The organism is Streptomyces caatingaensis (genome assembly GCF_001187435.1).
GTDB lineage: Bacteria > Actinomycetota > Actinomycetes > Streptomycetales > Streptomycetaceae > Streptomyces > Streptomyces caatingaensis.
In genome coordinates, this window is record NZ_LFXA01000008.1 from 99,222 (window position 1) to 119,607 (window position 20,386).

Here is a 20,386-nt window from a genome sequence, read left to right on the forward strand (position 1 = left end):
CGAGCCTTCGGTCGTCGCCGACTGCTCCGTTCCCGGTACGTGCCTTCCGGGGGCCTAGCCAGTTTGCCGAGATGGGTGTCACTCGGATCGATGGACGTCTCCACCGATGGGTGTGGCTCTCACCGGTTGTCTGGTGTAATTGCCAGTTTGCGCCCTATTCGCCCAGAGTCAAGAGGCCCGGAAAAGAAAAAACACGCCACCGGTCGACCGGCTACGCTCGGCGTCCCTTCGCCACCGGCCGACTTCCCCCTCCCCGCCTCCGACCGCTGACGGCTGCGCTCCGGCCCGTATGCGGACACGCGAAGAGCCCAGGCCATGAGTTCCATGGCCTGGGCTTCACCGGAGCCACCTGCGGGATTCGAACCCGCGACCTACGCATTACGAGTGCGTTGCTCTGGCCAACTGAGCTAAGGTGGCGCGCTGCCGAGGCAAGGTTGTCATCGACAGCGCGCCCAGTCTACACAGTTTCGGAGGGTGCTCCGCACCACGGCCTCGCACGGGGGTGCGAGGAAGGTGCCGAGGTCAGGAGCAGCGGCGGGTGGCGGGGGGTGGGGTGCGGGTGAGGAGGTAGGAGTCGACCGCCTCGTCCACGCACTCGCTGCCGCGGGTGTAGGCGGTGTGGCCGTCGCCGTCGTAGGTGAGGAGGCGGCCGGAGGAGAGCTGGGAGGCCAGGGAGCGGGCCCAGGGGTAGGGGGTGGCGGGGTCGCGGGTGGTGCCGACGACGAGGATCGGGGCGGCGCCGTGGGCCGTGATGCGGTGCGGGTGACCGGTGGGGCGGACGGGCCAGTAGGCGCAGCCCAGGGAGGCCCAGGCGAGGGCCTCGCCCAGGACGGGGGACGCCTTGCGGAAGGCCGGCAGGGCCCGGCGGACGTCCTCCGGGCCGTGGAAGGCGGCGGGGGCGTCGAGGCAGTTCACCGCGGAGTTGGCGGCCATGAGGTTGGAGTAGGCGCCGTGCTCGTCGCGCTCGTAGTAGGCGTCGGAGAGGGCGAGCAGCACCGTGCCGTCGCCGTCGGCCGCGTCCGAGAGGGCCCTGCGGAGGGCGGGCCAGGCGCCCTCGTCGTACATGGCGGCGATCACGCCGGTCGTCGCCAGGCCCTCGGTGAGCCGGCGGGAGTCATGGGTGGTGAGCGGGTGGCCCGCGAGGCGGGCGAGGAAGGCCCGCAGCCGCTTGCCGGCCTCGTCGGGGCCCGTTGTGCCCAGCGGACACTCGACCTGCCGCGCGCAGTCGCGGGCGAACGAGGTGAAGGCGGTCTGGAAGCCCGCCGCCTGCTCGCGGTTGATGCGCTCCGCACTCAGCGAGGGGTCGAGCGCGCCGTCGAGGACGAGCCGGCCGACCCGGGACGGGAAGAGCTCGGCGTAGGTCGCGCCGAGGAACGTGCCGTAGGACGCGCCGACGTAGTGCAGCTTGCCGTCGCCGAGGAGCCCGCGGAGGACGTCCATGTCGCGGGCCGCCTCGACGGTCGAGACGTGCCGCAGCATCCGGCCGGCGCGGGTGGCGCAGCCCTGGGAGAACTTCTTGAGGTTCGCGACGTAGCCGCGCGTCTGGGCCGCCGTCCGCGGGTTCGGGTCGGCCTGGGTGTAGCGGTCCATCTCGCCGTCGGAGAGGCAGGTGACCGGGGTGCTGCGGCCCACACCGCGCGGGTCGGCCGCGACCAGGTCGTAGCGGGCCCGGACCTCGGCGGGGTACTTCGTGGCCGCGTGGCTCTGCAGGTAGTCGATCGCCGAGCCGCCCGGGCCGCCGGGGTTGACCAGCAGCGATCCGAGGTGCCCGGAGGAACCGGTGGCCCGCTTGCGCGCGACGGCGAGGGTGATGTCGCCGGCGCGGGGGGACGCGTAGTCGAGGGGGACCTTCATCGACGCGCATTCGAAGCCCGCGCCCTTGCCGGTGCAGGAGTGCCAGCGGAGCTTCTGCGCGTAGTAGGGGCGCAGGAGCCCGGCGGCGGCCGGGCCGGCGGGGCCGGCTCCGGTCTCTTCGGGGCCGGTGGCGACGGTGGTGGTGCCCGGTTCGTCCCCGTCCTGCGGTCTCGCCGACGCCGACGCGGTCGGCGCGGCCGGGCCGGCGGTGAGCGCGGAGAGGAGGAGGGCCGCCGTGGCGGCCAGGGTGCCGGAGGTGCGGAGCAGGCGACTGGTGTCCATCGGCTGGTCCCTCTGTGTGGCAGACAGGTGGGGTGGGGCGGTGGCGGACGGGCTGGCGTGCGGAGGCGGAGGGCTAGCGGGAAGCGGCAAGGGGGCGCGCCGACGCGCGCCGATACCGCTGGGGACGGTCCGCGGAGCGGACCCGGGTCTACGGAGCGTATCTGTACGCACACCCGATTTCGCCGGGCCGGGCCTACAGGTCGGCTCGTAAGGGTGAGGATTCACCCGGGGTGTGGTGTCCGCGGCGGTGCTGTGCCTATGGGGGCGGTCCTGTGCCTACACGGGCGGTCCTGTGCCTCCAGGGCACCGGACGTGTCCCGCGGCGGCAGCGGCATCCGTCAGCCCGCCCGCAGGGCCACCGTCATCGCCTCGACCGCGAGCAGGGGCGCAACGTTCCGGTCGAGGGCCTGGCGGCAGGCGCCGATCGCCTCGATGCGGCGCAGGGTCGACTCCGGCCGCGAGCCGGAGGCGATCCGCTCCAGGGCGTCCCGGGCGTCGACGTTGGCCAGGCCGACGCGGGAGCCGAGCTGTATCGCGAGGACGTCGCGGTAGAAGCCGGCCAGCTCGGTGAGGGCCAGGTCGAGGCTGTCGCGCTGGGTGCGCGTCGAGCGGCGCTTCTGCCTGTCCTGGAGCTCCTTCATCGCGCCGGCCGTGCCGCGCGGGAGCCGCCCGCCGGTGCCGGCCGCCGCGCCGAGGGCGGCGCGCAGCTCCTCCGTCTCCTTCGCGTCGATCTCCTCGGCGACCTGCTTCGCGTCCTCGGCGGCGGCGTCGATCAGCTCCTGGGCGGCCTTGAGGCAGCCGCCCATGTCCGCCACGCGGAGCGGCAGTTTGAGGACGGCGGCGCGGCGGGCGCGGGCGCGCTCGTCCGTGGCGAGGCGGCGGGCCCTGCCTATGTGGCCCTGCGTGGCGGCCGCCACCCGGGCGGCGAGCTCGGGCTCGACGCCGTCGCGGCGGACGAGGACGTCGGCGACGGCGGCGACGGACGGCGTGCTCAGGGTGAGGGACCGGCAGCGGGAACGGATCGTCGGCAGCACGTCCTCGATGGACGGCGCGCAGAGCAGCCAGACCGTCCGCGGCGCGGGCTCCTCGACGGCCTTGAGGAGGACGTTGCCCGCGCCCTCGGTGAGGCGGTCCGCGTCCTCCAGGACGATCACCTGCCAGCGGCCGCCCGCGGGCGACATCTGGGCGCGGCGGACGAGGTCGCGGGTCTCCTTGACGCCGATGGACAGCAGGTCGGTGCGGACGACCTCGACGTCGGCGTGCGTACCGACCAGGGCCGTGTGGCAGCCGTCGCAGAAGCCGCAGCCGGGGCCCGCGCCGTACGCCCGGTCGGGGCTGACGCACTGGAGCGCGGCGGCGAAGGCGCGCGCGGCCGCGGCCCGGCCCGCGCCGGGCGGGCCGGTGAACAGCCAGGCGTGGGTCATCCGCGAGCCGGCGGGCGTCTCCACCGGGCCGTCCGCCGACTCGGCCGCCGTGACCAGCGCGTCCGCGTCACGGGCGGCAGCGGCGAGCTGCTCCGTGACCCGGTCCTGCCCGACCAGGTCGTCCCACACCGCCATGACTGTCCTCCACGCCGATCGTCCCGGGTCCGCCCCGGTCACCCATTGTGAGGCACCCCACTGACAACGGGGTCCGGAACGGGCGGCGGGGCCCCGGACGAGGGCCCCGCCGTCTCTCACTTGCCGCGCCGCCGCGGCCCCTTGCCGCCGCCGGTGTCACCGCCGTCGTCGTCGCGCGGGCCCAGGAGCTCGTCGGCGAGCGTCGCGTCCTCGGCCCACTCGGGCCGGCGCCACGGCTTGCGGGGGCCGGGAGCGGCCGTCCCCTCGGAGCCGTCGCCGGGACGTGGCATCTCACGCGTACGGACGTTGTCCGCCTCGTCCGCGGGTGCCTTCGGGGAGGGCGCCGGCCTCTGCTTCTCCTGCTCCTGGTCCTGGTCCTCCGGCCGGAAGAGCCAGTCCGGGACCCGGTCCACCGGGTCCTCACGGCGCGCCGGAGCGGGCTTCGCACCCGCGGCGCCCCCGGTACCTCCGGAGCCCGCGCCGCCTTCGCCCACCCCCCAGGTGACCCGCTGCGGCGCCGAACCGGCGGACGGCGCGGCGGGCCGGGCCGGCTTGGTCGACTTGGCGGGCTTGGTCGGCTTGGCGGGCTTGCCCGGCGACACCGGCGGAACCGGCGGAACCGGCGGCAGCACGGCCGTCGCGTCCTCGCCGCGCCCGCCGTCGGTGACGGGCGGCAGCACCTCGGTCTCGTCCGCCGACCCCAGCGGCAGCACCGCCGTCGTGTCGCCGGAGTCGTCCCGGCCACGGGCGGCATCCGCCTCGTGGGGGTCGGCGCGGTGCACCATCGGCGACTCGACGGTCAGCGTCTCGTCCGCGTCCCGCATCCGCACGGTCTCGCGGGGATCGGGCCGGTGCACGGACGGGGCCTGGAGCCGCTCCGTCCGCTCGGCCTCGCCGCGCACGGACGCCTGCTCGACGGTGGGCACCTCGTCCGGCGTCCCCCTGGACGGCTGCGTTCCGGGCCCGGCCCCGGGCCCGGAACGGTCCGACCCGGCGGACCCGCGCTCGGAAAGAGAACCACTCCCGGAAAGAGACCTACGCTCGGAAAGAGGCCCACGCTCGGAAAGATCCGGAGCGGCTGCCTCCGCGGCAACCCCGGTCTCACCCGCCTCACCGGCCTCCCGCGCCGCCTCCGCAGCGGTCCGCGCCGCCTCCGCCGCCAGGAGGGCCTCCTCCGCCGCGCGCTGCTTCTCGCGGCGCCGCTCCTCGGCCTCCGCGCGCAGCCGCGCCTCCTCGGCGGCCTGCTCGCGCAGCCGCTCCTGCTCCTCGGCGCGGACCCGCTCCTCCGCCTCGCGGCGCCTGCGCTCCTCCTCCGCGAGCCGACGGGTCTCCTCGGCCCGGACCCGCGCCTCCTCGGCCTGGCGCTCGGCCTCCCGGCGCGCCGCCTCCTCGGCCTCGCGGCGCTTGCGCTCCTCCTCCTCGGCCCGCAGCCGGGCGAGCTGCTCCCGGCGCTCCCGCTCCAGCCGCTCCTCCTCGGCCTTGCGCGCCGCCTCCTCCTCGGCCCGGCGCCGGGCCTCCTCCTCGGCGGCCCGGCGGGCCTCCGCGAGGGCCTTCTCCTCGGCCGCGGACAGCGGGAGGTCCTGGTCGAGCCGGTGGCGGACGACGGTCGTGACCTCGTCCGGCTCCTGGCCGGCGTCGACCACGAGGTAGCGCGCGGGATCGGCGGCCGCCAGCGCCAGGAAGCCGCTGCGCACACGCTGGTGGAACTCGGCCGGCTCGGACTCCAGCCGGTCCGGCGCCTCGGTGAAGCGCTCGCGCGCGGTCTCCGGCGAGACGTCCAGCAGCACGGTCAGGTGGGGGACGAGCCCCTCGGTCGCCCAGCGGTTGATGCGGGCGATCTCGGTCGGCGACAGGTCCCGGCCGGCACCCTGGTAGGCGACGGACGAGTCGATGTAACGGTCGGAGATGACGACGGCGCCGCGCTCCAGGGCGGGCCGCACGACGGCGTTGACGTGTTCGGCCCGGTCGGCCGCGTACAGCAGGGCCTCCGCCCGGTCCGACAGACCGGCCGACGCGACGTCCAGCAGGATCGCGCGGAGCCGCTTGCCGATCGGCGTCGCGCCGGGCTCGCGGGTGACGACGACCTCGTGGCCCTTGGCGCGGATCCACTCGGCGATGGCCTGGACCTGGGTCGACTTGCCGGCGCCGTCCCCGCCCTCGAAGGCGATGAAGAAGCCGCTGCGCGCCGGCGCCTGGGCGGGGTCGCCGTCGCGGACGGCGTCCAGCAGGTCGCGGTGGAAGGGCACGCCGTGCCGGTCGTCGGTGCGGCCGAGCACCAGCGCGCCCACCGGCAGCAGCAGCGCGCCGATGAGCATCAGCGTGAACGCCGCGCCACCGTGCGCGAAGACGAAACTGCCGCTCTCGGCCCGGTGCGGGCCGATGAGGGCGGCCAGGACGGGCGCGACGACCGCGCCCAGCGCCACCGTGACGCGCACGACCGCGTGCAGATGCGCCGTCGTACGCTCCCGCGCGCCCTCCTCCGTCTCCTGGTCGAGAAGCGTGTGGCCGGTGTTGGCGACGACGCCCGCCGAGACGCCCGCCAGCAGGACGAGCAGCAGCCCGGTCGTGGGATCCGGCACGAGCCCGGCCACCAGCAGCGCCAGCCCGGTGACCCCCAGCCCGAGGGCGAGCAGCCGGCGGCGGGAGAAGCCGGGCAGGATCCTCGCCGCGGCGCGGATGCCGGCGACGGGGCCGCCGGTGAGCGCGAGCACCAGCAGGCCGAAGGCCACCGGACCGCCGCCCAGGTCGTACGCCTGGAGCACCGCGACGCCCACCGCCGCGGCGATGGCCCCGGCGACCGCGGCGCAGGCCAGGACGAAGACGGGGATGCCGCCGGTACGGCCCTTGTCGGGCCCCTGCGCGCCCTTGGGCCGGCGCAGTCCCTCCAGCGGGGAGCGCGGGACGGGGGCCTGCGCGCCGGGCAGCGGCAGGAAGTGGACGATCACGCCGGACGCGTTGAACAGCGCGGCCGCGAGGTACGAGCCGAGGGCGGCCTGGTGCAGGTGGAACCAGTCGATCCCGGAGCCCAGCAGATTGCTGACGAGCGTGATGGCGATCAGCGCGGCCGCCGCCACGGGCAGCGCGACGAAGGAGGTGCGCAGCGAGAGCCGGCGCAGCGCGTCCCGGTGGTCGGGGCCGGGCCGGACGGGGTCCGGCTCGGGGGGCGCGCCGGGCAGCAGCGAGGGCGCGACGCCGTCCTTGGCCACGCCCCACACGCGCTCGGCGGCGCCGAGGAGGAAGGCGGTGACCAGCAGCAGGACCAGGGAGTTGCGCTCGGTGAAGTCGATCCACACCGGCGCGACGGCCAGCAGGACAGCGCGGACGGCGTCGGCGCCGACCATGGTCCAGCGGCGGTCCAGCGGGCCGGCGGGGGCGAGCACCGAGGAGAGCGGGCCCAGCAGGGCGGCGCCGAGCAGCGCCGTGGCGAGCAGCCGCGCGCCGATGACGGCGGCGACGGCCAGGGCGGCACCGCGGTAGCCGCCGCCGAAGGAGCCCGCGGCCACGGCCGCCTGGAAGGCCAGGAGCACGAGGACCAGCACGCCGAGGGCGTCGCCGACCCCTCCCGCGGCCTGGGCGCTCCAGAGCCGCTTCAGCGACGGGATGCGGAGCAGGGCACGGACGGCGCGCTCACGGGAGTCCGCGGCCAGTGCCCCGGAGGGGGAGGTGACCGGTGTTGGATGCTCGGCTCGCGTCATCCTGCCAGCCTATCCGGAGCGCCTGAATACGGGCCTCCACGACGAACAGGCGCTCGAAGGACCCGGGCGGACGGCCGGGAAACGGCCGGGCGGCGGCACCGGAATCCCGGCCCGCCGCCCGCTCGCCGAGCATGCGGCTCACACCGACGGGGCGTGCGGCTCGCTTTCACGAACGCGCGGCTTCACGAGCGCGCGGCTCACTCCGCCTTGGCGGCCGCGGCCTTCTTGGCGGTGGTCTTCTTCGCCGCCGTCTTCTTCGCGGTGGTGGTCTTGGCCGCCGTGGTCTTCTTGGCGGCCGTCTTCTTCGCGGCGGTCTTCTTCGCCGGGGCCTTCTTGGCCGCCTTCTTCGCGGTCTTCTTGGCCGGGCCCTTGGCGCGCTTCTCCGCCAGCAGCTCGTAACCGCGCTCCGGCGTGATCGTCTCGACGTCGTCGTCGCGGCGCAGCGTCGCGTTGGTCTCGCCGTCGGTGACGTACGGACCGAAGCGGCCGTCCTTGACGACGACCGGGCGCTCGCTGACCGGGTCGGTGCCCAGCTCCTTCAGCGGCGGCTTGGCCGCGGCCCGGCCGCGCTGCTTGGGCTGCGCGTAGATCGCGAGGGCCTCCTCCAGCGTGATGTCGAAGATCTGGTCCTCGCTCTCCAGGGAGCGCGAGTCGGTGCCCTTCTTGAGGTACGGCCCGTAGCGGCCGTTCTGCGCGGTGATCTCGACGCCCTCGGGGTCGGTGCCGACGACGCGCGGCAGCGACATCAGCTTCAGCGCGTCCTCGAGGGTGACCGTGTCGAGCGACATGGACTTGAAGAGCGACGCCGTCCGCGGCTTGACCGCGTTCTTGCCGGTCTTCGGGGTGCCCTCGGGCAGCACCTCGGTGACGTACGGGCCGTAGCGGCCGTCCTTGGCGACGATCTCGTGGCCGGTGGCCGGGTCGGTGCCCAGCGCGTACTCGCCGCTCGGCTTGGCGAAGAGCTCCTCGGCGTACGCGACGGTGAGCTCGTCGGGGGCGAGGTCGGCGGGGACGTCCGCGCGCTGGTGGCCCTCGGAGTCCTTCTCGCCGCGCTCGACGTACGGGCCGTAGCGGCCGACGCGCAGCACGATGCCCTCGCCGACCGGGAACGAGGAGATCTCCCGGGCGTCGATCGCGCCCAGGTCGGTCACCAGCTCCTTGAGACCGCCGAGGTGGTCGCCGTCGCCGTTGCCGGCCTCGGCCGCCTTGCCGGAGCCCTCGGGGCCCTCGCCGAAGTAGAAGCGGCGCAGCCACGGCACGGCCTGGGCCTCGCCGCGGGCGATGCGGTCGAGGTCCTCCTCCATGGCGGCGGTGAAGTCGTAGTCGACGAGCCGGCCGAAGTGCTTCTCCAGCAGGTTGACCACGGCGAAGCTCAGGAAGGAGGGGACGAGCGCGGTGCCCTTCTTGAAGACGTAGCCGCGGTCGAGGATGGTGCCGATGATCGACGCGTAGGTCGACGGACGGCCGATCTCGCGCTCCTCCAGCTCCTTGACCAGCGACGCCTCGGTGTAGCGGGCCGGGGGCTTGGTGGCGTGGCCGTCGGCGGTGATCTCCTCGGCCGTCAGCGCGTCGCCCTCGGCGACCTGCGGCAGCCGGCGCTCGCGGTCGTCGAGCTCGGCGTTGGGGTCGTCCGCGCCCTCGACGTAGGCCTTCATGAAGCCGTGGAAGGTGATCGTCTTGCCGGACGCGCTGAACTCGGCCTCACGGCCGTCGCCCGCTCTGCCCGCGATGCGGACGGTGACCGAGTTGCCGACGGCGTCCTTCATCTGGGAGGCGACGGTCCGCTTCCAGATCAGCTCGTAGAGGCGGAACTGGTCGCCCGTCAGCCCGGTCTCCGCCGGGGTGCGGAAACGATCACCCGAAGGACGGATGGCCTCGTGCGCCTCCTGGGCGTTCTTGACCTTGCCCGCGTAGGTGCGCGGCTTCTCCGGCAGGTAGTCGGCACCGTAGAGCTGGGTGACCTGCGCCCGGGCCGCGCTCACCGCGGTGTCGGAGAGCGTCGTGGAGTCCGTACGCATATAGGTGATGAAGCCGTTCTCGTACAGCTTCTGGGCCACCTGCATGGTCGCCTTCGCACCGAAGCCCAGCTTCCGCGACGCCTCCTGCTGGAGGGTGGTGGTGCGGAACGGGGCGTACGGGGAGCGGCGGTACGGCTTCGACTCGACCGAGCGGACGGCGAAGGAGGTCTGCTCCAGGGCGGCGGCCAGGGCGCGGGCGCTCGCCTCGTCCAGGTGCAGCACCTGGGCGGCGTCCTTGAGCCGCCCGTTGGACCCGAAGTCGCGGCCCTGGGCCACGCGGCGGCCGTCGACCGAGGTCAGCCGGGCGGTGAAGGACGCGGGGTCGGACGTGTCCCCGCCGCGGCCGGTGCCGAAGGTGCCGGTGAGGTCCCAGTACTCGGCGGAGCGGAAGGCCATGCGCTCGCGCTCGCGCTCGACGACCAGCCGCGTCGCCACGGACTGCACCCGTCCGGCGGACAGGCGGGGCATGACCTTCTTCCACAGGACCGGGGAGACCTCGTAGCCGTAGAGACGGTCGAGGATGCGCCGGGTCTCCTGGGCGTCGACCAGCTTCTTGTTGAGCTCGCGCGGGTTGGCGACGGCGGCCTGGATCGCGTCCTTGGTGATCTCGTGGAAGACCATCCGGCGGACGGGGACCTTGGGCTTGAGGACCTCCTGGAGGTGCCAGGCGATGGCCTCGCCCTCGCGGTCCTCATCGGTGGCCAGGAAGAGCTCGTCGGACTCGGCCAGCAGCCCCTTGAGCTTCTTGACCTGCTCCTTCTTGTCGGCGTTGACGACGTAGACGGGCTGGAAGTCGGCGTCCACGTTCACACCGAGGCGGGCCCAGGGCTCGCCCTTGTACTTCGCCGGGACCTCGGCGGCCCCGTTCGGCAGGTCACGGATGTGCCCGACGCTCGCCTCGACGACGTATCCGGGGCCGAGGTAGCCCTTGATCGTCTTCGCCTTGGCAGGCGACTCGACGATGACGAGTCGGCGGCCGCCCTGTGCGGTCTCGCTGGTCGGGGACAACTTCGCTCTTCTTCCGGTCGCAATCGGCATGGGAGTTGCGGTGACGCTGCGGAGTGTGACGGTACATCCCGCCCCCGTGTCAAACGGGGAAAGCCCGCAACGCCACTCGAACGGTAACCCGACAAGCGTCCTGTCTGCCGCCCGGACCGTCACACCGCTGGGAGGAACACGCCGCCCGCTCCCCTGGGGCGACGGTATCCGGACGATACGGGACACGCCTCACGAGGCGATCAACATCACCGTCCCGTGTGCCGGACAACAACCGGAGGCCGCCGCACCGGCCCCGGCCCGCGTGTTCAGGTCGACCCTCGCGTTCCGGTCAATCGGCCTCCGGGATCAGGAAGCCCTGCTCGACCAGGAGCCGGATCGCCTCGGGGGTGCGGTCGCGCAGCAGCACCGGATCCTCCCCGACGAGCTGGGCGATGGCGTCGAGGATGCGGCCCGCGGGGAGAGTCCCGTCACAGACGCCGGCGAATCCGGCGCCCACCGTGTCCACCTTGGTGGCCCGCCGCATGCCCCGGTTCTGCCGCAGGACCACGTGCTCCGGGTCCTCCGCGCCGGGCAGTCCGACCTGCTCCTGGACGACCTCGGGGGCGAGCCGGAAGCGGGCCTCGAGCAGCGCCGCGTCGTCGTGCGTCCGCAGGAACTCCTGCCGCTCGAAGTGCTCGCGGACGGCGGGGCCGAGCGGCTGCTCCACCGGGTGCGGCCACTCCTCGGCGATCACGGACGGCCGGCCGGCGCCCGATTTGACCAGCGTGATCCAGCCAAATCCGATGCCCTTCGTGCGCCGGGCCTCGAACTCGGCCAGCCAGGCGTCGTAGCGGGCCGCGTACTCTTCGGGACCCGCGCGGTGGTCGCCCGCGTCGCGCAGCCACAGCTCGGCGTACTGGGCCACGTCCTGCACCTCGCGCTGGACGATCCAGGCGTCGCAGCCGGCCGGCACCCAGGAGGTCAGCCGCTCGCGCCAGTCCTCCCCCTCGACGTGCTGCCAGTTGGCCAGGAGCTGGCAGTAGCCGCCGTCGTTGAGCCGGGCGGCGGCCTGCCCCACCAGCGTGCGGCACAGGTCGTCCCCGCCCATGCCGCCGTCGCGGTAGGTGAGCCGGGCGCCCGGGGAGATGACGAACGGCGGATTCGAGACGATCAGGTCGAACGTCTCGTCGGCGACGGGCTCGAACAGCGACCCCTGGCGCAGATCGGCCTCGGGCGCGCCGGACAGCGCGAGCGTGAGCCGGGCCAGGCGCAGGGCGCGCGGGTTCACATCGGTCGCGGTGACGCGGCGGGCGTGCCGGGCGGCGTGCAGCGCCTGGATGCCGGAGCCGGTGCCGAGGTCGAGGGCGCTGCCCACGGGCGTGCGGACGGTGAGGCCGGCGAGCGTGGTGGAGGCGCCGCCGACGCCGAGGACGAGCCCGGAGCGGTCCGTCCCGGCCGGGCCCGCGCCGCCGCCGGCGATGCCCCCGGCTCCGCCGACCGCGCAGCCGAGGTCGGAGACGATCCACCAGTCCTCGCCGTCCGGGCCGCCGTAGGGGCGTATGTCCACCGTGGCGCGCACCTCGTCGCCGCCGGCGGTGAGCCAGCCGTCGGCGAGGCAGTCGTCGAGGGGCAGCGCGGCGGCCGCCCGGACGCGGGGGACGGGGCGCTGGAGGAGGAAGAGCCGGACCAGCGTCTCCAGCGGGCCGTCCCCGCGGGTCGCGCGCAGCGCCGGGACCGTCTCGCCGCGGGCGAGCGCGGCGTAGGCGGGGGCGCCGAGCAGGTCGAGCAGACCGTCGGCCGTGAAGGCGGCGGCGAGCAGGGCGTCGCGCAGCCGGGCGGTGCGCGACGGGGCGTCGGCGGAAGGGAGCGTACTCACACGACCATTGTCGGGGGCGCCACTGACAATCGGCGCGGCGGCCGTCGCGGACGACGGCCGCGAGTGGTCACTTCGGGGACTCGACGCCCTTCTTGCAGCTCTCCTGCTTCATCATCGCCTTGCCCAGCTCCCCGGACTGGAGCTTGTTGATGGCGTCGTCGCCCTTGCCCTTGAGTCCGTCGAGCCGCTTGGCCAAGTCCCTGAGCCCGTCGGAGAACTTGGCCTTGTCCGAGGTGTTGAGGTTGTCCACCTGCTTCTTGAGGTCGGCGAAGGCCGTGGACAGCTCGTTGAGCGCCTTGACGGCGTTGTCCTGGATCGTCTTGCCGTCCTCGACGGGCGGGACACCCGCATTCTGCACGGTCGACGCGAGCGACTTGTATCCGGCGGAGATGGTCTCGAAGGCCGTCGAGTCGGTCCGCTGGACCTTCTTGGAGTCCTCCTCGCCCTGCACGGCGACGGTGCTGGCGAAGGCGTCCTTGGTCTTCTTCACCTGGGGCTGGAGCTGATCGCAGAGGTTCTTGGCCCACGTGTCGCGCTTCTTGCCGTTGTCCTCGCCACCGCCGCCGCAGCCCGTCAGGGCGAGGACGAGCGCCGCACCGCCGGACAGTGCGGTCACAAGCTTCTTGTTCACCGGATCGGCCCCTTCCATGGCTCTCGGCCCCGGAACTTACACGTCCCGCCGGTACGGCCCGCGAGCCGAGCATCCCATATGCCCCTTTATGTCGCCATGTGACCCAATCTCGATGTGGTGTTCACCGCGCCGGGAACCCCGCGGCGGCTCCCCGGCAAAGGCCGCCGACGGCACGGGGACGACAGAACGGGCGGACGGCGCGCGATCCGCCGTCCACCCGTTCCCGGAGCGCACCTTCAGGACACCACCGCCGGATCGGCCGACTCCGGCGACCGCTCGGCACTGCCGTCCTCGCCGTCGACGGCCACCCCGCGCCGCTTGGAGAGGTACACCGCGACCACGATGACCAGCCCGGCCAGCACCGCGACCCCGATCCGCAACGGCCTGCTCGCGTCGGCCCCGTAGGAGAACTTCACCACCGCCGGGGCGATCAGCAGGGCCACCAGGTTCATCACCTTCAGCAGCGGGTTGATCGCCGGCCCCGCCGTGTCCTTGAACGGGTCGCCGACCGTGTCGCCGATGACCGTCGCGGCGTGCGCCTCGCTGCCCTTGCCGCCGTGCCGGCCGTCCTCGACCAGCTTCTTGGCGTTGTCCCAGGCGCCACCGGAGTTGGCCAGGAACACGGCCATCAGCGTGCCGGCGCCGATCGCCCCCGCCAGGTACGAACCGAGCGCGCCGACGCCCAGCGCGAAGCCGACCGCGATCGGCGCCATGACCGCGAGCAGCCCGGGGGTGGCGAGTTCGCGCAGCGCGTCCTTGGTGCAGATGTCCACCACGCGCCCGTACTCCGGCTTCTCGGAGTGGTCCATGATCCCGGGGTGCTCGCGGAACTGCCGCCGCACCTCGTAGACCACCGAACCCGCCGACCGGGACACCGCGTTGATCGCCAGGCCCGAGAACAGGAAGACGACGGCGGCGCCCAGGACCAGCCCCACCAGGTTGTTGGGCTGCGAGATGTCCAGACTCAGGTTGGTCTCCGAGGACTTCGCGTGCACGTCGGCGACCGCGGTGGCGATGGCGTCCCGGTACGAGCCGAAGAGCGCCGACGCCGCCAGCACGGCCGTGGCGATCGCGATCCCCTTGGTGATCGCCTTGGTGGTGTTGCCCACCGCGTCGAGGTCGGTCAGCACCCGGGCGCCGGCGCCCTCGACGTCGCCGGACATCTCGGCGATGCCCTGCGCGTTGTCGGAGACCGGACCGAAGGTGTCCATCGCGACGATGACCCCGACCGTGGTCAGCAGGCCCGTACCCGCCAGCGCGACCGCGAACAGCGCGAGCATGATGGACGAACCGCCCAGCAGGAACGCCCCGTAGACCCCCAGCCCGATCAGCACGGCCGAGTACACCGCCGACTCCAGCCCGACGGAGATGCCGGCGAGGACGACGGTCGCGGGACCGGTCAGCGAGGTCTTGCCGATGTCCCGCACCGGCCGCCGCCCGGTCTCCGTGAAGTAGCCCGTGAGCTGCTGGATGAGCGCCGCCAGGACGATGCCGATGGCGACCGCGACCAGCGCGAGCACCCGCGGGTCGCCGTCGTGGGTGCGGATCGCCTCGTCACCGATCCCCTTCAAGTCGGCGTAGCTGGACGGCAGGTAGGCGAACACCGCGACCGCCACCAGCGCGAGCGAGATCACGGCCGAGACGAAGAACCCCCGGTTGATCGCGGTCATCCCGCTCCGGTCGGAGCGCCGCGGCGCCACCGCGAAGACCCCGATCATCGCCGTCACCACCCCGATCGCGGGGACGAGCAGCGGGAAGGCCAGCCCCGAGTCGCCGAAGGCGGCCTTGCCGAGGATCAGCGCGGCGACCAGCGTCACGGCGTACGACTCGAAGAGGTCGGCCGCCATCCCCGCGCAGTCGCCGACGTTGTCGCCCACGTTGTCCGCGATGGTGGCGGCGTTGCGCGGATCGTCCTCGGGAATGCCCTGCTCGACCTTGCCGACGAGGTCGGCGCCGACGTCCGCGGCCTTGGTGAAGATGCCGCCGCCGACCCTCATGAACATGGCCAGCAGCGCGGCCCCGAAACCGAAGCCCTCCAGCACCTTCGGCGCGTCGGCCGCGTAGACGAGCACCACGCAGGAGGCGCCCAGCAGACCGAGGCCGACGGTGAACATCCCGACGACTCCCCCGGTGCGGAACGCGATTTTCATCGCCCGGTGGGAAACGGCCGACAGATCCTTTTCCGCCTCTCCCCCACGGGCCGTCGCCTCCCGCGCCGCGGCCGCCACCCGCACATTGCTGCGCACCGCGAGCCACATGCCGATGTAACCGGTCGCCGCGGAGAAGACCGCCCCGACGAGGAAGAACGCCGAACGCCCCAGCCTTTGCGTCCAGTTGTCCGCCGGCAGGAGCATGAGAAGGAAGAACACCGCGACGGCGAATACGCCGAGCGTGCGCAACTGCCGTGCCAGATAGGCATTCGCGCCTTCCTGTACAGCGGCGGCAATTCTCTTCATGCCGTCGGTGCCCTCTCCCGCGGCCAGCACCTGCCGCAACAGCACCACGGCCACCACGAGGGCCGCGAGGGCCACGGCCGCGATGACGATCACGAGAACGCGGTTGCCGTGCGTGAGTTCAACCGCGAGATTCTGAGTGAAGTCCACCTGTTCAGGGGTGAAGGGCCCCGCCATTCGTCCTCCCTGACGTTTGGCACATGGGCGCGTGGCCGGCCCGCGAACGCGGAGCAGCCGCCACGCTCAGGCGTCCTGAGCTCAAGATGGACGGATTGTAGGGAGCATGACGTGATCTAAAACAGAGCGCGCCGACCGGAATGAGTCGGCGCGCACGACGGCCCGCATGGAGATCACGTGAATGATCCGTAGCGCGGAAAGCCCCCGCGGTGAAGATCGGGGAATGCGCCCGGGGAATTACGGGCGCCCCGCCCGGGAGGCGGGCAGACGGCGGGACTTCCCTGCCGTACGCGCTTACGCCGCATCACGCAGCGGCAAGGGGACCAACGGCCGCAGACGCGGCTACGGCAGGACGGAGGCGGGGACCGTCGGCCAGCTCATGCGGATGACGCCGCCGCTCTCGCCGGCGCTCACCTCGACGTCGTCGACCAGCCCGCTGATGACGGCGAGGCCCATGTCGTCCTCGGCCTCCGAGGCTTCCTCCCGGTCCATGGCGGATGTGCCGGAGGAGCCCGCCACGGCCTCGGCGACGGCCGTGTGCGGCGCGTCGTCCCCCACCTCGATGGAGAACTTCTTCTCGTCCTCCGTCAGCCGTACCCGGACGGGGGTGGTGATGCCGACGCTCCTGTGCAGACCGACCGCCCGCGAGCACGCCTCGCCCACGGCGAGCCGCACCTCGTCGAGCACGGCCTCGTCGACCCCCGCCCGGCGCGCCACCGCGGCCGCCACCAGACGGGCGGTGCGGACGTGCTCAGGAAGGGCGCTGAAGAGCAGTTCGACGGTGGCCATCCCATCCCCCTCGTCGTACGTGCCCCCTCCCCGTCACGGGAACGGAGCGAACCCGCGCAGGAACCGAGCCCACGGCCCGGCGCCCGCGCGCACCTGCCTCCGGCGACCGTCAGTCGGTCGCCGACACCGCGTCGTCGACCGAGGTGTGGATCGGGAACACCTTGGTCAGACCGGTGATACGGAAGATCTTGAGAATGCGCTCCTGGTTGCAGACCAGGCGCAGCGAGCCCTCGTGCGCACGCACCCGCTTCAAGCCACCGACCAGCACGCCGAGCCCCGTCGAGTCGAGGAAGTCGACACGCTCCATGTCCACGACGAGGTGGTAGCTGCCGTCGTTGACAAGCTCGACCAGCTGCTCCCGCAGCTTGGGCGCGGTGTACACATCAATCTCGCCACCGACCTCGACAACCGTACGGTCGCCAACGGTCCGGGTCGACAGGGACAGGTCCACGGATCCTCCAGCACCTTGCATCGAGCGGTCGCCCCCCGCAGATCGGCAGCCGCGATGGCATTCAATCACTTACCGGCAGGCGCGCACGACGCCTTGACGCCATTGTCCGTCACGCCAGTGACACACTCGATGTCGATGGCTCACGATCAACTCCCGCCGGGGGCGGGCGTACATCCCGCTCCCCGGGCGGTCCTCGACGGACTCGCCGCCGGGGCAGCCCGGGCTGCACGCATCACTCATACGGAGCACTTGCCCCCTCGCCCCGGACGTCATGCCGCCTGGCCCGAGAAGATCCGGCCGGAAGTGACCGCCGCCGTCCGGGCCGCCGGAATCGCCCGGCCGTGGACCCACCAGGCCCGCGCGGCGGAGCACGCGCTGCGCGGCGAATCGGTGGTCGTGGCCACCGGGACCGCCTCCGGGAAGTCCCTCGCCTACCTCGCGCCGGTGCTCAGCACCCTGCTCGACGGCTCCGAGGCCCCCAACGGCCGCGGCACGACCGCCCTCTACCTCGCCCCCACCAAGGCCCTCGCCGCCGACCAGCGCCGCGCCGTGCGCGCCCTGGCGGCGCCCCTCGGCAAGGCCGTCCGGCCCGCGGTCTACGACGGGGACACCCCCGTCGAGGAGCGCGAATGGGTGCGCCAGTACGCCAACTACGTGCTCACCAATCCGGACATGCTGCACCGCTCGGTGCTGCCCTCCCACCCGCGATGGGCCTCCTTCCTGCGCGCCCTGCGCTATGTCGTCGTCGACGAGTGCCACACCTACCGCGGCGTCTTCGGCTCCCACGTGGCCCAGGTGCTGCGCCGGCTGCGCCGGCTCTGCGCCCGCTACGGCTCCGAACCCGTCTTCCTGCTCGCCTCGGCCACCGCGTCCGAGCCCGCCACCGCCGCGTCCCGGCTCACCGGCGTCCCTGTGGTGGAGATCACCGACGACGGCTCCCCGCGCGGCGAGACGGTCTTCGCCCTCTGGGAGCCGCCGCTGACCGAGCTCCACGGCGAGCGCGGCGCGCCCGTCCGCCGCACCGCCACCGCCGAGACCGCCGACCTCCTCACCGACCTCGCCGTCCAGGGCGTGCGCACCGTCGCCTTCGTCCGCTCCCGGCGCGGCGCCGAACTCGTGGCGCTCATAGCCCAGGAGCGCCTGGCCGCCGTCGACCGCTCCCTCCCCTCCCGCGTCGCCGCCTACCGCGGCGGCTACCTCCCCGAGGAGCGGCGCGCCATCGAGCGCGCCCTCCACACCGGCGAACTGCTCGGCCTCTCCGCCACCACCGCCCTCGAACTCGGCGTCGACGTGGCCGGCCTCGACGCCGTCCTCCTCGCCGGCTACCCCGGCACCCGCGCCTCCCTGTGGCAGCAGGCCGGGCGGGCGGGCCGCACCGGGCGCGGGGCCCTGGCCGTCCTCGTCGCCCGGGACGACCCGCTGGACACCTACCTCGTGCACCACCCCGAGGCCCTCTTCCGGCAGCCCGTCGAATCCACCGTCCTCGACCCGGACAACCCCTACGTCCTCGCGCCCCACCTGTGCGCCGCCGCCGAGGAGCTGCCGCTCACCGAGGCCGACCTGGATCTCTTCGGGCCCGAGACCCGGGGCCTGCTCTCCCAGCTCGAACTGCGCAGGCTGCTGCGGCGCCGAGGCACCGCCTGGCACTGGACGCGCCGCGAGCGCGCCGCCGAGCTCACCGGCATCCGGGGCGAGGGCGGCCGCCCCGTCCAGGTGGTCGAGGAGGGCACCGGGCGGCTGCTGGGCACCGTGGACGCGGCCGCCGCCCACACGACCGTCCACGAGGGCGCCGTCCACCTCCACCAGGGCCGCACCTACCTCGTCCGCCGGCTCGACCTGGACGACAACGTCGCCCTGGTCGAGGAGGCCGACCCGCCCTATTCGACGACGGCCCGGGACACCACGGCCGTCTCCGTCCTGGAGACGGTCGAAGAGGTCCCCTGGGGCGAGGCACGGCTGTGCTTCGGCTCGGTCGAGGTCACCAACCAGGTCGTCTCCTTCCTCCGCCGCCGGCTCCTCACCGGCGAGATCCTCGGCGAGTCCAAGCTGGACCTGCCGCCCCGTACGCTGCGCACCCGCGCCGTGTGGTGGACGGTCACCGAGGACCAGCTCGACGACGCCGGCGTGGCGCCCGAGGCCCTCGGCGGCGCCCTGCACGCCGCCGAGCACGCCTCCATCGGCATGCTGCCGCTCTTCGCCACCTGTGACCGCTGGGACATCGGCGGCGTCTCCGTCCCCCTCCATCCCGACACGCTGCTGCCCACCGTCTTCGTCTACGACGGCCACCCCGGCGGCGCGGGCTTCGCCGAGCGGGCCTTCCGGACGGCCGCCCGCTGGCTCACCGCCACCCGCGAGGCGATCGCCGCCTGCGAGTGCGAGACCGGCTGCCCGTCCTGCATCCAGTCCCCCAAGTGCGGCAACGGCAACGAGCCACTCGACAAGCGGGCCGCCGTTCGCGTCCTCGACCGCTTGCTCTCCGGAGCCCCGAAGAACGAACGGCCGGGCCCGCCCGGGGGCTCGGGGGCGGAGTCACCGGGGACGGAGTCCTGAGGCAGCTGGCCGCCCCGGGGACTCGACCCCGGGGGCTCGGCCTCGTACCCCCAGCCGGCGACCCCGGGGCCGCCGGCGCCGGGCCCAGCGGCCCCAGACGCGGCCGCCCCCGTGGCGGGCCCCGCACGGGACCGGACGCGTACGGCATACGGCCCGGCCCGCGCCTCGGCCGCCACCTCCGCGATCTCGCCCCGCACCGCGCAGGTCACCACCCGCGTCCGCTGGGCGCCGGCGACCCGGCGGGCGGCCGCGCAGGCCGTTTCCTGGCCGAGGAGGGCGCGGTCGGCGGCGGCCAGGGCCGCGAGGTCGGCCGCTCCGCCCGCGCGGTGCCGGACGAGTACCGCCTGCCCCATGGCGAGCAGCAGCGTGAAGACCGCGCAGAAGGCCGTGGTGGCGACCGCCGCCCACACCGTGGCGGAGCCTCTGTCACCCCACCGTGTCCTCCTGTCACCCCACTCTGTCCTCCCGTCACCCCACCGTGTCCTCCGCAAGGGCCACCGCCTCTCCTCCCAGCCGGACCGCGAGCGGCCCCGGCCCCGCGGCGCGCGCCTCGACCCGCACCCTCACCAGATCTCCCTCCCTCGTCACCGCCACCCGGGCCCCCGGCGGAGCCGCCGACCTGGCCGCCGCCACCGCCACGGGCGCCGGGTCCGAGCGGGCGGCGGCCCGCGCCCCCGCCCGCGCCGCGTCCACGCACTGGATCTGCGCGGACGCGGCCATCAGCCCCCAGATGAGAGCCATGCCGAACAGCACCAGCGTCGGCAGCGCCATGGCGGTCTCGGCGGTCACATAGCCGCCGTCGGAACGGCCGTCCTCAGAAGGCCGCATGGAGCCCCTTATCGATGAGCTGCTGGAGTGCCGCACTCACCGCGCCGCTGGTGACGACCTTGTAAAGCACCGCCGCCAGGGCACAGGCGGCACTCGTTATCTGGGGCTATTCGCGAAGTTCGCAGGTCATCGACTTGCCTTGAGTTGAGGCATGTTAGGCAAGTTAGGGATTGGCGCTCGTGCTGCTAACAGCCTTCGGTGTCGCCCGGCCGGCGGACCGGGCCGGGTACGGTACGGGGACGGCC

Annotated in this window: 12 protein-coding genes, 1 tRNA gene and 1 pseudogene; 1 reads left to right on the forward strand and 13 read right to left on the reverse strand. The window is 73.7% G+C overall.

Features of this window, described 5'->3' with window-relative positions:
• Window positions 1-343: 343 nt before the first annotated feature.
• The 10 genes from AC230_RS13165 to bldG form a co-directional block, all read right to left on the reverse strand.
• A tRNA-Thr gene (locus AC230_RS13165) sits at window positions 344-417 on the reverse strand.
• 105 nt (window positions 418-522) lie between these two features.
• Window positions 523-2,136 (reverse strand): alpha/beta hydrolase, encoded by a 1,614-nt coding sequence (locus tag AC230_RS13170; RefSeq protein ID WP_049716369.1) that lies wholly within the window; start codon window positions 2,134-2,136, stop codon window positions 523-525.
• 338 nt (window positions 2,137-2,474) lie between these two features.
• Entirely contained in the window at window positions 2,475-3,695 is a 1,221-nt protein-coding gene (locus AC230_RS13175; RefSeq protein ID WP_049716370.1) for a DNA polymerase III subunit delta', read from the reverse strand.
• 116 nt (window positions 3,696-3,811) lie between these two features.
• The gene (gene tmk / locus AC230_RS13180) at window positions 3,812-7,390 is read right to left on the reverse strand and encodes a dTMP kinase (RefSeq protein ID WP_049716371.1); all 3,579 of its coding nucleotides are present in this window, start codon (window positions 7,388-7,390) and stop codon (window positions 3,812-3,814) included.
• Window positions 7,391-7,587: 197 nt separating this feature from the next.
• Window positions 7,588-10,416 carry a type I DNA topoisomerase gene (gene topA / locus AC230_RS13185; protein ID WP_049716372.1) on the reverse strand — a complete coding sequence of 943 codons (2,829 nt, stop codon included), beginning with the start codon at window positions 10,414-10,416 and terminating at the stop codon, window positions 7,588-7,590.
• 319 nt (window positions 10,417-10,735) lie between these two features.
• Window positions 10,736-12,262 (reverse strand): DUF7059 domain-containing protein, encoded by a 1,527-nt coding sequence (locus tag AC230_RS13190; protein ID WP_049716373.1) that lies wholly within the window; start codon window positions 12,260-12,262, stop codon window positions 10,736-10,738.
• A 67-nt stretch (window positions 12,263-12,329) separates the two neighbouring features.
• Window positions 12,330-12,893 (reverse strand): hypothetical protein, encoded by a 564-nt coding sequence (locus AC230_RS13195; protein ID WP_049716374.1) that lies wholly within the window; start codon window positions 12,891-12,893, stop codon window positions 12,330-12,332.
• A gap of 236 nt (window positions 12,894-13,129) precedes the next feature.
• Entirely contained in the window at window positions 13,130-15,523 is a 2,394-nt protein-coding gene (locus AC230_RS13200; RefSeq protein WP_049716375.1) for a sodium-translocating pyrophosphatase, read from the reverse strand.
• A 342-nt stretch (window positions 15,524-15,865) separates the two neighbouring features.
• A complete protein-coding gene (locus AC230_RS13205) occupies window positions 15,866-16,312 on the reverse strand; it encodes an ATP-binding protein (RefSeq protein ID WP_049716376.1) in 447 nt (148 codons plus the stop codon).
• A 109-nt stretch (window positions 16,313-16,421) separates the two neighbouring features.
• On the reverse strand, window positions 16,422-16,763 hold the full coding sequence (gene bldG, locus AC230_RS13210; RefSeq protein WP_049716377.1) for an anti-sigma factor antagonist BldG: 342 nt from the start codon (window positions 16,761-16,763) through the stop codon (window positions 16,422-16,424).
• Window positions 16,764-16,817: 54 nt separating this feature from the next.
• On the opposite strand from bldG, the gene AC230_RS13215 reads away from it, so the two are divergent.
• Window positions 16,818-19,313, forward strand: a complete 2,496-nt coding sequence (locus AC230_RS13215) for a DEAD/DEAH box helicase (RefSeq protein WP_078871212.1) — start codon at window positions 16,818-16,820, stop codon at window positions 19,311-19,313.
• Window positions 19,314-19,489: 176 nt separating this feature from the next.
• On the opposite strand, the pseudogene AC230_RS33680 reads toward AC230_RS13215, so the two are convergent.
• From AC230_RS33680 to AC230_RS31060, 3 genes and pseudogenes are all read right to left on the reverse strand, one after another.
• Window positions 19,490-19,723: pseudogene (locus AC230_RS33680) on the reverse strand (Rv3654c family TadE-like protein); the annotation flags it as partial.
• A gap of 58 nt (window positions 19,724-19,781) precedes the next feature.
• Window positions 19,782-20,141, reverse strand: coding sequence for a TadE family type IV pilus minor pilin (locus AC230_RS13220; protein ID WP_049716379.1), 360 nt, complete (start codon window positions 20,139-20,141; stop codon window positions 19,782-19,784).
• Window positions 20,128-20,211 carry a hypothetical protein gene (locus AC230_RS31060; protein WP_241833213.1) on the reverse strand — a complete coding sequence of 28 codons (84 nt, stop codon included), beginning with the start codon at window positions 20,209-20,211 and terminating at the stop codon, window positions 20,128-20,130. Before AC230_RS31060 ends, AC230_RS13220 begins: the two co-directional genes overlap by 14 nt.
• Between the last annotated feature and the right edge of the window lie 175 nt (window positions 20,212-20,386).

Coding starts and splice junctions, on each gene's coding strand:
- AC230_RS13175 (WP_049716370.1), bottom strand. CDS start 3,695: ATGGCGGTGTGGGACGACCTGGTCGGGCAGGACCGGGTCACGGAGCAG.
- AC230_RS13215 (WP_078871212.1), top strand. CDS start 16,818: ATGGCATTCAATCACTTACCGGCAGGCGCGCACGACGCCTTGACGCCA.
- AC230_RS13170 (WP_049716369.1), bottom strand. CDS start 2,136: ATGGACACCAGTCGCCTGCTCCGCACCTCCGGCACCCTGGCCGCCACG.
- AC230_RS13200 (WP_049716375.1), bottom strand. CDS start 15,523: ATGGCGGGGCCCTTCACCCCTGAACAGGTGGACTTCACTCAGAATCTC.
- tmk (WP_049716371.1), bottom strand. CDS start 7,390: ATGACGCGAGCCGAGCATCCAACACCGGTCACCTCCCCCTCCGGGGCA.
- AC230_RS13220 (WP_049716379.1), bottom strand. CDS start 20,141: ATGCGGCCTTCTGAGGACGGCCGTTCCGACGGCGGCTATGTGACCGCC.
- AC230_RS13205 (WP_049716376.1), bottom strand. CDS start 16,312: ATGGCCACCGTCGAACTGCTCTTCAGCGCCCTTCCTGAGCACGTCCGC.